Here is a 14,732-nt window from a genome sequence, read left to right on the forward strand (position 1 = left end):
CATACCGTGGACCCTGTGACGACCGAGCTGCCCCGCACCCCCGGTGCCGACCCGACCCGTCGGGTGCCGGTGGTCGTGCCGCGTCGGCTGGGCCGCTACGAGCTCCTCGAGCGGATCGGGGAGGGGGGCATGGGGGTCGTGTGGCGGGCCGTGGACGACCGGGGCCGCCAGGTCGCGGTCAAGGTGCTGCGCGAGCACATCGCCCACGACGAGCAGGCCCGCGCCCGGCTGCGGCGGGAGGTGCACAGCCTGGCCAGGGTCCACCACCCGCGGGTGGCCGCGGTCGTGGACGCCGACGTGGACGGACCGGCGCCGTACATCGTCACCGAGCACGTCGCCGGCCGGCCGCTCGACGAGGTCGTCCAGCAGGAGGGTCCGCTGAACAGGGAGGAGCTGCTCCGGCTGGGGCGGGGCCTGGGGGAGGCGCTGGACGCGATCCACCGCGCCGGGATCGTCCACCGCGACCTCAAGCCGGGCAACGTCCTCATGGTCCCCGGCTCCGGCCGGGGCCACGGGGCGGACCGGCTCGACCCGGTGGTCATCGACTTCGGGATCGCGCAGGTCGCCGACGACGTGCGGCTGACGATGACCGGGATGGTCATGGGCACGCCGGGATACCTCTCGCCCGAGGTGGTCGAGGGGGGTGACGTGGGGCGCGCCACCGACTGGTGGGGCTGGGCCGCCACGCTGGCCTTCGCCGCGAGCGGGGAGCCGCCGTTCGGTCGGGCCCCGATGACCGTCGTGCTCGACCGGGTCACCCGGGGGCGGCTGCGGATCGACGGGGTGGACCCCGAGCTGCGGCCGCTGCTGGCCGCCGCGCTGGACCCCGACCCCGGGCGACGCCCGACCCAGCAGCAGGTGCTGGACGGCCTGGAGCGCTATGCCCGGGGGGAGGACGTGACCGGGGCGCTGCCCCGCGGCGCGACCGTCGTCGGTGTCGCCGGGACCCACGGGCCCGCCGACGCGCCGGACGTCGACGTCACCCGCAGGCAGCCGGTCGTCGACCCCACCCGCGGCACGCCCCAGCACCACCCCCGGGTCCAGGCGGTGCCCCCGCCTCCGTGGGAGGCCCCGCACGCCGACCCGGCGGGCCGCGGGGGAGCGGCGCCGACGGCATACCCCTCGCACGACCCGAAGCCGGGTCGTGGGGGACCGGTGGCACCCTCCTCGCCCGACCCGGGGCAGGATCCCTACGCGGTCCCGCCGGGGGAGCAGGGCGGTCCCGACCCCAGGATCGGTCGCAGCCCGCGGACGGGCACGTTGGCCGCCCTTCTCGTCGCTTTCGTGGGGCTGGCCTCCGCCGTCCCGCTGCTGGCCTGGTCGCTCTTCGCGCTCTGGGGGGTGGCCGCCCGGACGGTGGACGCGAGCCTGACCACCCTCGTCCTGCGCCGCCACGAGGCGGGGCGCCGACGCAGCGACGTGCCCGTGCTCGTGGCCGCCTCGCCCTGGCACCTGACCCGGGGGGTGCTGGCGACGGCGTTCTCGCTGCTGCTTCCGCTGGGGATGGCCGCCCTCGTCGCCCTCGTCGTCTCGGGGGTCGTCACGACGACGGAGACGATGATCGGGGTCGACGTCGAGCATCCGGTGCCCGTCGCGACCGGGTCGATCGTCGGGGCACTGCTGGCCTGGTGGGGGCTGTCCGCCACCCCGCTGCGCCGCGGCTCCCGCACCATCCTGCGCGGAGGTGTTCCGGCCGGTCTGCCCACGGTGGGGCTGGTCACGGTGACCCTCGTGGGAGGTGTGGCGCTCGCCGTCTGGGGGTTCCTCGACGCACCGGCGGTGTCCTGGTGGCCGCTGCCGCCGGACCTCGATCTGCGTGACGTGCTGCCCATCCAGCTGCCCTGAGCCCTAGCAGTCCGCGTCGCCGAGGGCGTGGAGGAACGGGTATGAGGTGCGTCACATCCCCTTTCCCTGCGCCTCGAGAAGCCCTACGCTGGTCCGGCTTGTCCCATCCGTCACACCCGTCACTGTGGTGCGACGACCGCGGCGTCCGTCCCGGCGCTCGCGGCCCCTGCCGGAAGGACTTCTCCATGGCCTCCACCGTCTCCCACCGCGCGCCCCGCACCGGGGCGCTCCGGCGCCGGGCAGGTCGTCTGACCCTGGCCGGTGCGACCTCGGTCACGGCTGTGGGGCTCGCGGCACCGACCGCCGCCGCCGACGACCACAGCGTCTGGGACCGGGTGGCCGACTGTGAGTCCAGCGGCAACTGGAGCATCAACACCGGCAACGGCTTCTACGGCGGGCTGCAGTTCTGGCACCCCACCTGGACGGGCTTCGGGGGAGCGGAGTTCGCCCCTTACGCCCACCAGGCGACCAAGCTGCAGCAGATCACCGTGGCCCAGCGGGTCCTGAAGGTCCAGGGGCCTAATGCCTGGCCGGTGTGCTCGGTGCGCGCGGGGCTGACGATGACCAACGGGCTGGCGCCCTACGGGGACGAGGCGCCGGCACCCGCGCCGACGCCGGACCCGGGGGTGCAGGGGTCGTGGTGGGTGAGTGCGACGCCGGGGGCGAACGTGCGCTCGGGTCCCTCGACGTCGTATGCGGTGGTGGGGGCTGCGGCGAAGGGGTCGAAGGTCACGGGTGTGGCGAGCAACGGGTGGGTGCGGCTGGCCGACGGCCGTGGGTGGATCGCGCTGTCGACGTTGACGGACAAGGACCCTGGGGCCTCGGCGCCGGCTCCGACGCCGGACCCGGGGGTGCAGGGGTCGTGGTGGGTGAGTGCGACGCCGGGGGCGAACGTGCGCTCGGGTCCTTCGACGTCGTATGCGGTGGTGGGGGCTGCGGCGAAGGGGTCGAAGGTCACGGGTGTGGCGAGCAACGGGTGGGTGCGGCTGGCCGACGGCCGTGGGTGGATCGCGCTGTCGACGTTGACGGACAAGGACCCTGGGGCCTCGGCGCCGGCTCCGACGCCGGACCCGGGGGGGCAGGGGTCGTGGTGGGTGAGTGCGACGCCGGGGGCGAACGTGCGCTCGGGTCCTTCGACGTCGTATGCGGTGGTGGGGGCTGCGGCGAAGGGGTCGAAGGTCACGGGTGTGGCGAGCAACGGGTGGGTGCGGCTGGCCGATGGCCGTGGGTGGATCGCGCTGTCGACGCTGACCGACAGGGACCCTGGGGCCTCCACACCGGAGCCCGACCCCGCACCGCCGTCGGCCGCGATCAGCTGGACCGTCACCGCGACCGCCGGGGCGAACGTCCGTTCGGGCCCGTCGACGTCCTACGCGGTGGTCGGGGGGCTGGCCCACGGCGCACAGGTGCACGGCGAGCTGTCGACCAACGGCTGGGTGCGCCTGACCGACGGGCGTGGCTGGGTCAGCGGCTCGATCCTCAAGCCCGCCGGTGGAGCCGCCAGCGGGACCGACGCGGGGACGGACGACGCGCCGGTGGCGCCCGCCTCGGACCTGGCGCCCCTCGCGCTCGACGGAAGCATGGGCCCGTTGACGGTCAAGGCCGTGCAGCACTGGGTCGGGCTGCCCGGGACGGGGCGGTGGGACGGCACGACCATCCGTGCCGTGCAGGCCGAGGTCGGCACCCGGGTCGACGGGGCCTGGGGTCCGATGTCGCAGGTCGCGCTGCAGGACCACATCGGACTGTCGCGGGACGGGTCGACCTACCTGAACCACCGCACCGTGGTGGCTCTGCAGGCGTGGCTGAACGCGAACGTCATCGGCTGACCGGCGGACCGGTACGATCGACCGTCGCCGGGGGGACTCCCCGGCCTGCTGGCGTGGCGCAATTGGTAGCGCACCTGTCTTGTAAACAGGTGGTTGAGGGTTCGAGTCCCTTCGCCAGCTCTCCTCCTGAACACGCGATCTAGCCCTTTGACCTGCGAATACGCGAACCGCGCGTCGCAGACCGCAGTGGTCAGTCGTTGCCACGGATGGTCAGTCACGACCCCCCTCTGCCGCGGCCGCCCGTCGCACGCCCAGCGGGGACGCTCCCGGGAGCGCTGCAGGGACGCAGCGGGGACGATGAGCGATCAGGGAGATCGGGGTCCTCCGTGTGATGCCTGTTCACGGGCGTGGATGAGGAGGACACTCCGGACATGGACTCTTTCTCCCGGGCACTGGACGTCGCGCACGACCACGCCATGGGCTGGCTGGACTCGCTGGGGGAGCGGCCGGTGCCACCGCAGGCATCCGTCGAGGAGGTGATCATGGCGCTGGGCCCGGACCTGCCCCAGCGCGGTTGTCCACCGGAGGAGGCCGTCGCGCTCCTGGCGCAGGCGTGCGACCCGGGGTTGACCGCCATGGCGTCTGGCCGCTTCTTCGGGTTCGTCATCGGTGGCACGCACCCGGCCGCACTGGCCGCGGACTGGTTGGTCAGCGCCTGGGACCAGAACAGCGGTCTGCGCACGCTTACGCCGGCGCACAGTGCGGTCGAGGACGTCGCCAGCGCGTGGCTGCTGGATCTGCTCGGCCTGCCCATCGAGAGCGCCGTCGGTTTCACGACAGGCGCGACGATGGCCAACTTCACCGGCCTGGCTGCCGGGCGTGACGCGGTGATCCGCCAAGCGGGCTGGGATGTCGCTCGTCGGGGGCTCGCCGGTGGACCTCCGGTCCGGGTGCTGGTCGGGGCCGAGCGGCACGACACCGTGGACGTGGCGCTGCGCTACCTGGGCCTGGGTGCTCCCGAGGTCGTCGACGTCGACGACCAGGGACGGATCCGGGCGGACGCCCTCGAGCTGGCCCTGAACCGGGGCGACGCCGGGCCGGTCATGGTCGTGCTGCAGGCCGGCAACATCCACTCCGGCGCCTGCGATCCCTTCGCCGAGACGGTTCAGGCCGCGCACCGGCACGGCGCCTGGGTGCACGTCGACGGCGCCTTCGGGCTCTGGGCCGCCGCCTCACCCGCCTACCGGCACCTCGTCCAGGGGTATGAGGCGGCTGACTCCTGGGCGACCGACGCCCACAAGACCCTCAACGTGCCCTACGACAGTGGGTTGTGCATCGTGCGTGACGCCGCGGCGCTCCAGGCGGCGATGGGCGCGCACGGTGCCTACCTGGTGCGCGACGAGACCTGCCAACCGCTGGACAAGGTGCCCGAGCTCTCCCGTCGCGGCCGGGCGATCCCGGTCTGGGCCGTGCTGCGCTGCCTCGGCCGGGACGGGGTCGCCGACCTGGTCGAGCGACTCTGCCGGCACGCCGCCATGTTCGCGGACGCCCTGCGCACCATCCCGGGCGTCACCGTCCTCAACGACGTGGTGCTCACGCAGGTGTGTGCCACCTTCGGCTCGGACGAGCGCACGGACGAGGTGGTCCAGCGGCTCCTCGCCGACGGCACCACGTGGATGACCGGTTCGACCTGGCACGGGCAGAGGATCCTGCGCATCTCGGTCAGCAACTGGTCGACGACGGAGGATGACGTGGATCGGTGTGTGGCGGCTGTGCGGCGGGTCGCTCGCGAGGTCGGTTGACTATTGCCTGCGTCGGTCGTGCTCGACGAACGCGGCGCCAGAGGTGTCAGCAGCTCGGTCGCAGCACCGCTGATGCACAGGCGCTGTGGAACGGTCGTCGAGCGCAGAGTCACCGTGCCGGTCCGGCAGTCTCCGCGCTCGGCGCGTGTGTGGATCGACGTGCTGGACCGCCTGACCTGGGCGCTGAACACGAACCGGATGGATGAGGATGACCTCGCAGTGCTCGAGCGCACGGCGGCCGTACCGGCCACTTGTCCGCGCCCTCCCACCGCGCGAAGGACTCCCTCCGGGCTCCCTGCCTGGCCGGCGCTGGGGCACTAGCCTGACGTCGTGGCCCAGTCCATCCGCTTCTGCACGTCGGCCGATGGAGTGCGTCTGGCGTTCGGGGTCCGCGGGACCGGCCCTCCGCTGGTACGTGTGGCGACGTGGATGACGCACCTGCAGTACGACCGCGACAGTCCTTTGTGGCGCCACTGGCTGGACGCCCTCGCTGAGGGGCGGACCCTGATCCGGTACGACGAGCGCGGTTCGGGGGTTTCAGACCGCGACGTGTCGCGCTTCTCCGTGGACGCCTGGGTGGAGGACCTGGAGGCAGTGGTCGACGCGGCCGAGCTCGAGCGCTTCTCCCTGCTCGGACTCTCGAACGGCGGCGCGGTCGCGATCGCCTATGCAGCGCGCCACCCGGAGCGGGTCAGTCACCTGGCCCTCTGCGGTGCCTTCGCGCGGGGACGTCTGCGTCGCGAGCCGACGGCACGCGTGGAGGCCGAGGCGATGCTGTCGTTGATCCGGATCGGCTGGGGCCAGGCGAATCCGGCGTTCCGACGAATCTTCACCACGCTGTTCGTCCCGCACGCGACCCCCGAGCAGATGCTGTGGTTCGACGAGATGCAGCGGATCTCTGCCGCCCCCGAAACGGCAGCGCTCATGCGGCTGGCCCGCGAGGAGGTCGACATCACCGACCTTCTCCCGCAGGTCCTCACGCCGACACTGGTCATGCACGCCCAGGACGACGCCGCCGTGCCGTTCGAGCAGGGCCGGGAGGTGGCGTCATCCATCCCCGACGCTCGCTTCGTCCCTCTCGAGGGACAGAACCACATCCTCCTCGCCGACGAGCCCGCGGGGGCGGTGTTCCTGCACGAGCTCAACACCTTCCTCCCGACGCTGCGCCCGGACCACGGCACGGAGGGGGTGCTGACCGCACGCGAGGCCGAGATCCTCGAGTGTGTAGCAGCGGGGATGACCAACCAGGCGATCGCAGAACAACTCTTCGTCAGTGTCCGCACGGTCGAACGCCACATGGGCAACATGTACGAGAAGTTCGGGCTGCGTGGCTCGTCCAGCCGTGCGGCGATCGCCGCTCGCGCCGCCTCGTTGATCGAGCAGCAGCGGGACGCCTAGCCCGAACCGTGGCGGGAGGCCGCCACCGCGGCGAAGCCGGGGCGCCACATCTGCGTGCTCGCCCCGATGTGCACACCCTGGTGCCGAACCTAGCCTCGTCCTTATCAACGACGACGTGGGGAGACGCCATGACAGGCCTCGCGGCAGACACGGATACACCGGCCAGGCGGGTCTGGGCCGTGATCCCCAACAGCTGCAACGACTGACCACAATCCGGGGCTCCCACAAGCCGCATCACCCAGGCGCCCACGTACGGGCGCCACAACCGAAAGGAAGTGTTATGCCGCTCATCCAGGTCAAGGTGATCGAGAACGTCTTCACCCACGAGCAGAAGCAGGAGATCGTCCGCAGGCTCACCGACACGATGGTCGAGATCGAGGGCGAGAACATGCGTCCCGTCACGTGGTGCCTCGTCGAGGAGGTGCACAGCGGCGACTGGGCCATCGCGGGCAACCCGCTTTCCACCGCCGATGTCAAGGCCCTTGCCGCCGGGGTCGGCGTCTGAGGTCCCCTCGCAGCTCAACCGTCGGCACGGTCGCTGTGCAGTGGCCGTGCCGACGGTGGGTTCCGACAAAGGGCCCTTCTCCGTACGGCAGGAGCGGTAGATACCAGAGTGGTTCCATGGTCGGATGGCGATCACTCTGCGACTGTCCCCGGAGGACGAGCGAGCCCTGGCGGCAGTGGCCGAAGCCGAGGGTGTGAGCAAGCAGGAGGCGACGGTGCGGGCGATCCGAGAGGCGGCCGCGCGGCGCGGCCACGAGGAGCGTGTCCGCGAGCTGTCCGCACGTGGGCGAGAGCGGTACGCCGACCTGCTTGAGCGTCTCGGGCGCTGACCCGGGAGTACCTGACCACCGAGGACCTGCTCGCCCTGGCGGCGGACCTGGGCGTGGGGCCGATCCAGGACATCGGCCTGCTGGACTCCGCTGCCCACCGCGCCAGCGCCAGTCTCTTCGGACGTGACGCTTGCCCCGACATCGACCCCAAGGCTGGCGCGCTCCTGGAGTCCGTCGTCGTCAACCACCCGCTGGGCGGCGACAGCACGTCGGGCAGTCACCGTGGTGCTGCTCGGTACGGGTGCGCTCGTCACCCTCCAGGGGTGTCTCGGCGACGCCCCTCCCGACCCTCGGAGCGCGCCGCTGGAGGTTGTGCTGGACGGATGCCACGTGAACCGCCCTGACGTCCAGGCGGGCTCTCACGAGATCTCCATCATCGGTGAGGGACGGCTGAGCGTCACGGACGAGGCGGGAACGGAGGTGCTGGAGGCGGGCGGCATGCAGATCCCGCAGAACGCCCCCGCGGTGACGGTCATGCCCGAGGGATACCCACCCACCCTCGTCTCGACGAGCCAGACCTACACCTTCACCTGCACGGTCGGCTCCAAGGTCACCAGCGCCACCCTGGAGTCACTTCCCGCCTCGAACCGATGAGCGTCGGTCAAGTGGTTTATCCCACGACAGCGCCAGGGTCGTCAGCCTCTTCGACACGACAGCGTCGGACCGAACCATCCGGGATGTCGAGGCACGTGCGAGCCTCAAGCGTCACTGGCATCCGCGGCTGGAGCGAGCCGCTGCGCCGGCGGATTCCGCACAACTAGCCTTGCGGGCATGTCTGGAAGGCTACGGGCGCTGTGGGCACGCACACCACTTCCGTGGGAGACGTTCGCAGGTATGGCCGCAGCAGTGGGAGCGCAGCACGCGCGGCCGCTGCGCCTACCGGCATGGCCGCAACTGTGCGGTGCTGCTGTGGCGTGCATGGGCCTCGGCCTGGTGACTGCAGCGGTGCGGGAGCGAGGGCCGGGGTCATTGGCCGAGCCGGTCACCCTTGTCACCCGAGGACTGCACTCGCGGTCTCGAAATCCGATGTATGTGGGTTGCTGCCTGGTCCAGGTGGGGCTCGCCTGCGTGACCCGCAACGCTTGGATGCTGGCGTTCTCTCCAGTGAGCGCGGCGCTGTTGCACCAGTCGATCCTGCGCGAGGAACACGTGCTGCACGAACGGTTCGGCGTCGAGTACGACTCCTACGCCGCCGAGGTGCCGCGCTACTGGTGACTCCGTCCACCGGACTTCCGGCGCGACGCGAAGGGGCAGTACCGCAGCGACTCACCCGGCGGCAGCAGCGTCCGACCACGCGCTTGGTGCGCGGTTGCTTCGCTACCCAAGGTGTTCGTGTAGCAGCGTCACCAGGCTCAGCAGAACCGCGTAGAGGACCATGCCCACGACGAACCAGCCGTAGTGTGACCGACCGCCGGTAGGGATCTCCTGGGTGAAGACGTTGAGGAGCACGCTGCCGGCCAGGAAGGCGACCATGAGGGTGACGACCAGGGAACCCGACGGCGCAAAGATTGCCGCGAGCCCCCATCCGGCCAGCAGGGCCACTGCCAGCAGGAGGCGGGGGCCCCGCCGGTCGAAGCGCTTGCCGTAGTGCTCTTCCAGGCCGCGGTCGACGAGGATGAAGTGCAACGCCATGGCCACGGTGAACAGCGCTGCGAAGGGCACACTGGTGCGGTAGTTCAACGGCAGGGAGTAGGCGATGATCGCGTTGTACAGCATGAAAGAACTCAGATGGAGCCAGAACACCGCCGGTGCCGCCGACGCGTCCTCACGGCGTGAGCGGTGGGCCAGCCTGTCCAGGCCGTAGAACACAGCGAACCCCACCAGGGCCACGAAGAAGACCTCCAGACCCAGCAACGGGCTGGGGTCACCCTGCTCACCCAGCACCTCCCGCAGCGACTCGTTGCCCTCCGCCAGTTCGGGAAGAAGGTGCAGGAAGACGTAGGTGACCGCCACGCCACCGGCGAAGGAGCCCGAGGCGTCCTCAGGGACCAGCGGGAGCTGCCGGATGCGTGGCGCCAACAGGTGCAGGGCGACGAGGACAGCTACCGAGGCCAGAGCCAGGAGGAGCGCGGGTCCGGTCTCCACCCCGCTGCCCCCTACATGCTCGTCCACCGTGCTCATCACCGTCATGCACTTCCTTCCGCGGTTGTCGGTAAACCGCGGTGGACGGCCCGGGACAACCGGGCCCGCTCCAGGCAGCCGGCCGGCAAGTGGATCTGCGTCGCGCCTTGACCAATCTCGCGAAGCTCGTCACGTAGAGCGCCAAGATCGACCCTCAAGGTAGACCTGACCCTGCGCGACGTCGACCTGGCGCCGCCTGGCGATGCTAGGCGGCGACATCTGCTGCCCCCGTGGGCGCTCGCGTAGAGGAGGCCGGTGTAGTGGAGCACGACGACGGTCTGGTGCGGTCCGGCGCTCAGGCTGACGATGGCGCGCTGTCGCTGGGTGCGGTTGCGGTGCTCTTCGTCTTCGTGCCGGTTGCGGTGATTTCGTTGCCGTGCCGGCAACCCTGCCTGCCGTGAGCCTGGGACTGGTCGGCTTCCTGTCCGTGCCTGACCTGTCGTCGGCACATGTGCGTGAATGGCTAGCCGAGTCCGCGGGAGGCGAGGTGTGGGGAGGAACATCCGAAGCGTCAGGTGCCAGTCGATGAGGCGCCGCTCAGGGGCGGAAGGTGGTGCCCAGGTTCTTCAGAGCCTCGTTGTCGACGGGGAGTTCGCCGCGCTTGACCGCGGCCAGCAATTGGTCGTGGTCGGCCTCGGTCTGATCGGCGTACAACCGGGCGAACCGGGTTAGGGCGACGTCCACCTTGTCCGAGCCCCCGACATACCCCGCGATCATGGATGCACCGCTGGTGCGGGCGTGCCCCTTGGCGAGCAGGTGGCCGACGATGCCGGCGTAGTCGGTCAGTGCGGGGGCGTCGATCGCGTCCAGGGGGATGGTGCCCTTGCTGTTGCGGAACTGCCGCACGTAGTAGGTGTAGTCGGCGCCGACAGTCGCCCACCCCAGCAGCGGGTCACTGACCGTCTGCAGTGCCTGCTGGTACTCGACCACCCGTTGGCCCTGGTGCTCGTGCAGCGCGGAGTCGCCGTGCACGTGGCGGGCGATGACCGAGCGACGGGCCTGCTTGAGCTGCAGGAATAGCACGTCGTCGGGCGTACTGCCCTCCAACAGCGCGACGTAGGCGCGCAGGCCGACGCTGCCGACCCCGACCACCTTGTGCACGATGTCGACCAGGGTGTAGCCGCCGACCACCCGACGCCAGTGCGGTGCGAGCGTCATCAGGTAGCCGTCGAGCGCCTCGGCCAGTGCCTCCCGCTCGGTGTCGCTGACCCGGGTGATCGTCGGCGGGTCCTCGACGATCACGCGCCGCCCGGCCTGCTCGGCCGTGAACTTCGGTAGCGCCCGGTCGCTGGTGCGCCTGCGGGCCCGCTTGGCCGAACGTTGGATCTCCTTGCGCAAGGTCTTCTCGGTCGCGGTCTCGTGCATCCGGCCGACGTCGAGCCGGTTGTAGGAGCGCATCATCAGGGGCTGCTCGGCCAGGAATCTCAGTTCGGTGCGGTATGCCGTGACGCAGGCCCGCACGGCAGCCTCGCACTGCTCCTCGGACAGGCCGTTCTCGCGTCCGGCGACGTAGATGCTGGCGACCAGGCGGCGCAGGTCCCACTCCCAGCACCCGGGGTGGGCCTCGTCGAAGTCGTTGAGGTCGATCACCAGCTCGCCCTCGGGGGAGGCGTAGAAGCCGAAGTTCCCGAAGTGCGCGTCACCGCCGATCACCGGCATGATCCCGGTCGACGGCAGCCGCGCGACATCGTCGGCCATCACCATGGCCGTGCCCCGCAGGAAGCCGTAGGGGTTGATGATCATCCGGGCCACGCGCAGCGGGATCAGCTCACTGCGCCGCCCCTTGTGCGACTCCTGGATCAGCGTCACCGGGTCCGGACGCCCCGGCCAGAGTCTCCAGTCGCCAAGGCTCTTGCGCGGTACGTCCTTATGTAGCGCCTTGCCCATGGCATAACGCTCCGCCCGCGAGGTGGGTCGTTTGCGGATGGAAGCGTAGGCCGTGCTGTCGGCGGTGGCGAGCACCCTATGGCCGGTTGTTGCGGAGGTCACGAGACCGGGCCCGCTTCCGCGGCCTGTCGGTACCCTCGGACCGCGGTCCAGTCCACCGCAGCGTAGGAATGATCGACTGGCACGAACCTCACCCTGGCGTGTTCGCGCCACCCCTGCAACACCTCGCTGGCCATGACCCCCAGGACCAGTGCCCGGCCGGGCTCGGTCCAGGTGGTCGGCGCAGTCGCTCTCGTAAGGGGGCCCGCCCCCGGTGGTGTGACCCATGCTCGCCTGCTCGATACGCGTCACCCGCTTGACCTGAGCACGTCGACATCCGTGCGCGCAGTACCCGCGGCATCTCCGTATGCGGGTATGCGCTTACCGCGCTGGGGGTCGAGGAGGCGGGCTGGGCCGTGGCCAAGGTCGTCGCCTACCGGCTCGCCGCCAAAGATCACCTCGCAGGTGACGTCGTCGGTCGAGTCCTGTGAACCGGTGAGCAGCCAGTGGATGCCGTGCCATGCCATGCCTTGTCCAGATCCACGGAGGTCTCTTCGTCGTCGGACTCCAGCAGCGACTTGATGCTGTCGGTGCTCTCGACCAGTTCAGCGGCCTCGTCGGCCGAGCGTCGGTAGGCGACCCAGATCATTCCCACCTGGGCATAACCCGTGAACGGCCGCCGTCGCCACCCGCGGCATGGGTGTTCGGCGGAACGCCGTGAGCCTGGCCTGGCCTGGGTCCGGTCATCGGTACCGTGTACTCACGATGCTTCGTCTCCGGCCCTTTGCGGCTGGGCATTGCGGGGGCAACCGCGATCATGCTGGGCGGATCGTGAACGGAAGGGGGCAGCCGGAATGAGCCTTGGCCAGCAGATCGGCCCGGAGTTCGAGGCCTTCGACTTCACGCACGACACGCGCACCTACGAGGTGTTCCGGGGCGGTTCTGGGCCGGCGGTTCTGGTGCTCCATGAGATCCCGGGCTTGCATCCGGGCGTCATCGACTTCGCCCGCCGGCTCATCTCCGCCGGGTACACCGTGTTCCTGCCGTCCCTGTTCGGTCGGCCCGCGGTACCGGCGACGGGCCGCGAGGTCGCGCGATCGATGCTGCGCGTCTGTGTGGCACGTGAGTTCACCAAGCTGGCCGATCGCACGAGCCCGGTCGTGGGGTGGCTGCGGGCACTGGCAGCGTCGGCCTACGGCGAGTGTGGCGGGCCGGGGGTCGGTGTGGTCGGGATGTGCTTCACCGGAGGCTTTGCGCTGGCGACGGCGCTTGAGCCCTCGGTCGTCGCCTCCGTGATGAGTCAGCCGGCCATGCCGGGGCCGATCGGGCAGCGTGGCCGTGCCGCCCTTGGTCTGGATCCCGAGGACCTCGCCACGATCACGGCACGAGCCAATGACGACCTGCGCGTGCTCGGGCTCCGGTTCACCAACGACCGGGGTTGCCCGCCGGAGAGGTTCGAGACCCTGCGGGCGTCGCTCGGGGCATCCTTCGAGGGAATCGAGATCGACTCGTCGCCGGGCAACGCTGCTGGTATCGCGCCGTCGGCGCACTCGGTCCTCACGATCTCTCTGGTCGACGACCCGGGGCATCCGACGAGGGTCGCCCTCGATCGGGTCCTGGCGTTTCTGGCCGAGCAACTGCGACGTTGACCTCCCCATGCGGTTCTCCTCGACGGGAAGGGCGTCGCCAGGTGGGTGCGCAGCATGGTCCAGAGTCCGGTATGGAACATCGTCGCGGCCGCCTGGTCGGACCAGATCGCGGCGGGGACGCCCGCCTGCCGAGCATGGCCCGGCGGGGGCGGGTCGGGAGCCGGTGGACGCGGCGGGTGGTCCAGGGCGTCATCGTGTGGATGGTGGCGATCGCGCCGCCGCCGGGAATGCGCGCTGGGAACTGGCGGTTGCTGCCGCCGGAAGATGACGAGCCCCGGCGGGGCACATTCTTGTGAGAAGGAGCACGATGAAGGCAGTGTTTTACGACGAGTACGGTGATCCCGACGTTCTCCAGTACGGCGACCAGCCTGACCCGAAGGTGGGGCCGGACAGCGTGCTCCTGGACGTGCGGGCATCGTCGGTCAACCCGGTCGACTGGAAGATCACCGCCGGCTACCTCGACGCTGCCCTGCCAACCTACTTTCCGGTGATTCCGGGTTGGGACGTGGCTGGCGTCGTCGTGGAGCCGGGAGTCTCGGTGACCGAGTTCCAGGCCGGTGACGAGGTGATCGGCTACGCCCGCATGGACACGGTGGGGTTGGGCACGTTCGCCGAGCGCGTCGCCGCTCCGGTGCGGGCCCTTGCCCGGAAACCGAGCAATGTGTCCTGGGCCGAAGCAGCCACCATCCCCCTTGCGGGACTGACGGCGTACCAGTCGCTCGAGGCGGTCGACGCGACCGCGGGTGACACCGTCCTGGTGCACAACGGCGCGGGCGGCGTTGGTACCTACGCCATCCAGATCGCCACGGCGTGGGGAGCCCGCGTCCTGGCCACCGCGTCCGAGAAGAACCACGACTTCCTGCGCTCGCTCGGCGCCGAACCGCTGACCTACGGGGACGGGCTCGGGGAGCGCGTCGCCGAGGCGGCGCCCGATGGGCTCGATGCCGTCGTCGACTTCGTGGGAGGCGAGGACTGGATGGCATCCCTGCCGTACCTGAGGACGCCCGGGCGGGTTGCCTCCGTGGTCGACGACGGGGTGAAGGAGAAGGGTGGCCGTTACATCTTCGTCCGCCCCAACCCTGTTCACCTGCTTGCGCTCACCGAGCTCGTGGAGGTCGGGAGGGTGAAGCCGGTCGTCGCCGACACCTTCCCGCTGGAGCGCGCGGCCGACGCCTTCCGTCGCAGCATCGAGGGACACGTGCGCGGCAAGATCGCCATCACCATCGGCGACCAGAGCTAGATAAGGCTCCTCGGACCCTGCGCCGGCGTTGCAGCCGCCGCGGCTTCCGACGCAGGGTCCGTACACTCCCGCTGTCGGAGCATGGAGCACTTGTGGGTGGGGCACTGCCACTCCTCTGCCTTCGGAGCGGGCCTGGCGTTCCTCGGCTGAGC

At 70.6% G+C, this 14,732-nt stretch carries 14 protein-coding genes and 1 tRNA gene; 12 read left to right on the forward strand and 3 right to left on the reverse strand.

The features are described 5' to 3' along the window. Nucleotides 1-15: 15 nt before the first annotated feature. The 9 genes from ACWHYA_RS07710 (at nt 16) to ACWHYA_RS07750 (ending at nt 8,859) form a co-directional block, all read left to right on the forward strand. A complete protein-coding gene (locus ACWHYA_RS07710; protein WP_425943230.1) occupies nt 16-1,845 on the forward strand; it encodes a serine/threonine-protein kinase in 1,830 nt (609 codons plus the stop codon). A gap of 185 nt (nt 1,846-2,030) precedes the next feature. After that, on the forward strand, nt 2,031-3,671 hold the full coding sequence (locus tag ACWHYA_RS07715; RefSeq protein ID WP_448095590.1) for an SH3 domain-containing protein: 1,641 nt from the start codon (nt 2,031-2,033) through the stop codon (nt 3,669-3,671). A gap of 47 nt (nt 3,672-3,718) precedes the next feature. Beyond that, a tRNA-Thr gene (locus ACWHYA_RS07720) sits at nt 3,719-3,791 on the forward strand. 251 nt (nt 3,792-4,042) lie between these two features. Then, complete coding sequence (locus ACWHYA_RS07725; protein ID WP_425943228.1) at nt 4,043-5,413, forward strand: pyridoxal phosphate-dependent decarboxylase family protein; 1,371 nt, start codon at nt 4,043-4,045, stop codon at nt 5,411-5,413. A 330-nt stretch (nt 5,414-5,743) separates the two neighbouring features. Continuing rightward, complete coding sequence (locus ACWHYA_RS07730) at nt 5,744-6,811, forward strand: alpha/beta fold hydrolase (RefSeq protein WP_425943227.1); 1,068 nt, start codon at nt 5,744-5,746, stop codon at nt 6,809-6,811. 280 nt (nt 6,812-7,091) lie between these two features. Then, complete coding sequence (locus tag ACWHYA_RS07735; RefSeq protein ID WP_425943226.1) at nt 7,092-7,316, forward strand: tautomerase family protein; 225 nt, start codon at nt 7,092-7,094, stop codon at nt 7,314-7,316. Between the two features lie 124 nt (nt 7,317-7,440). Continuing rightward, nucleotides 7,441-7,644 (forward strand): CopG family transcriptional regulator, encoded by a 204-nt coding sequence (locus ACWHYA_RS07740; RefSeq protein ID WP_425943225.1) that lies wholly within the window; start codon nt 7,441-7,443, stop codon nt 7,642-7,644. A 330-nt stretch (nt 7,645-7,974) separates the two neighbouring features. Continuing rightward, complete coding sequence (locus tag ACWHYA_RS07745) at nt 7,975-8,238, forward strand: hypothetical protein (protein WP_425943224.1); 264 nt, start codon at nt 7,975-7,977, stop codon at nt 8,236-8,238. A 324-nt stretch (nt 8,239-8,562) separates the two neighbouring features. Beyond that, nucleotides 8,563-8,859: a methyltransferase family protein gene (locus tag ACWHYA_RS07750; RefSeq protein ID WP_448095641.1), complete on the forward strand. Its 297-nt coding sequence runs from the start codon at nt 8,563-8,565 to the stop codon at nt 8,857-8,859. Between the two features lie 102 nt (nt 8,860-8,961). On the opposite strand, the gene ACWHYA_RS07755 is transcribed toward ACWHYA_RS07750, so the two are convergent. Next, the gene (locus ACWHYA_RS07755; RefSeq protein WP_425943222.1) at nt 8,962-9,774 is read right to left on the reverse strand and encodes a hypothetical protein; all 813 of its coding nucleotides are present in this window, start codon (nt 9,772-9,774) and stop codon (nt 8,962-8,964) included. Between the two features lie 251 nt (nt 9,775-10,025). Between ACWHYA_RS07755 and ACWHYA_RS07760 the strand changes: the two genes are divergently transcribed. Next, nucleotides 10,026-10,166, forward strand: coding sequence for a hypothetical protein (locus ACWHYA_RS07760; protein WP_425943221.1), 141 nt, complete (start codon nt 10,026-10,028; stop codon nt 10,164-10,166). Between the two features lie 136 nt (nt 10,167-10,302). On the opposite strand, the gene ACWHYA_RS07765 is transcribed toward ACWHYA_RS07760, so the two are convergent. Both ACWHYA_RS07765 and ACWHYA_RS07770 read right to left on the reverse strand, forming a co-directional pair. After that, nucleotides 10,303-11,652: a DUF2252 domain-containing protein gene (locus ACWHYA_RS07765; protein WP_425943220.1), complete on the reverse strand. Its 1,350-nt coding sequence runs from the start codon at nt 11,650-11,652 to the stop codon at nt 10,303-10,305. A 347-nt stretch (nt 11,653-11,999) separates the two neighbouring features. Further along, on the reverse strand, nt 12,000-12,218 hold the full coding sequence (locus ACWHYA_RS07770) for a DUF1877 family protein (protein WP_425943219.1): 219 nt from the start codon (nt 12,216-12,218) through the stop codon (nt 12,000-12,002). A gap of 327 nt (nt 12,219-12,545) precedes the next feature. On the opposite strand from ACWHYA_RS07770, the gene ACWHYA_RS07775 reads away from it, so the two are divergent. Next, complete coding sequence (locus tag ACWHYA_RS07775) at nt 12,546-13,340, forward strand: dienelactone hydrolase family protein (RefSeq protein WP_425943218.1); 795 nt, start codon at nt 12,546-12,548, stop codon at nt 13,338-13,340. 307 nt (nt 13,341-13,647) lie between these two features. Beyond that, a complete protein-coding gene (locus ACWHYA_RS07780) occupies nt 13,648-14,580 on the forward strand; it encodes an NADP-dependent oxidoreductase (protein ID WP_425943307.1) in 933 nt (310 codons plus the stop codon). Nucleotides 14,581-14,732 lie beyond the last annotated feature (152 nt).

The sequence above is a fragment of the Ornithinimicrobium carbonis genome (genome assembly GCF_977012275.1).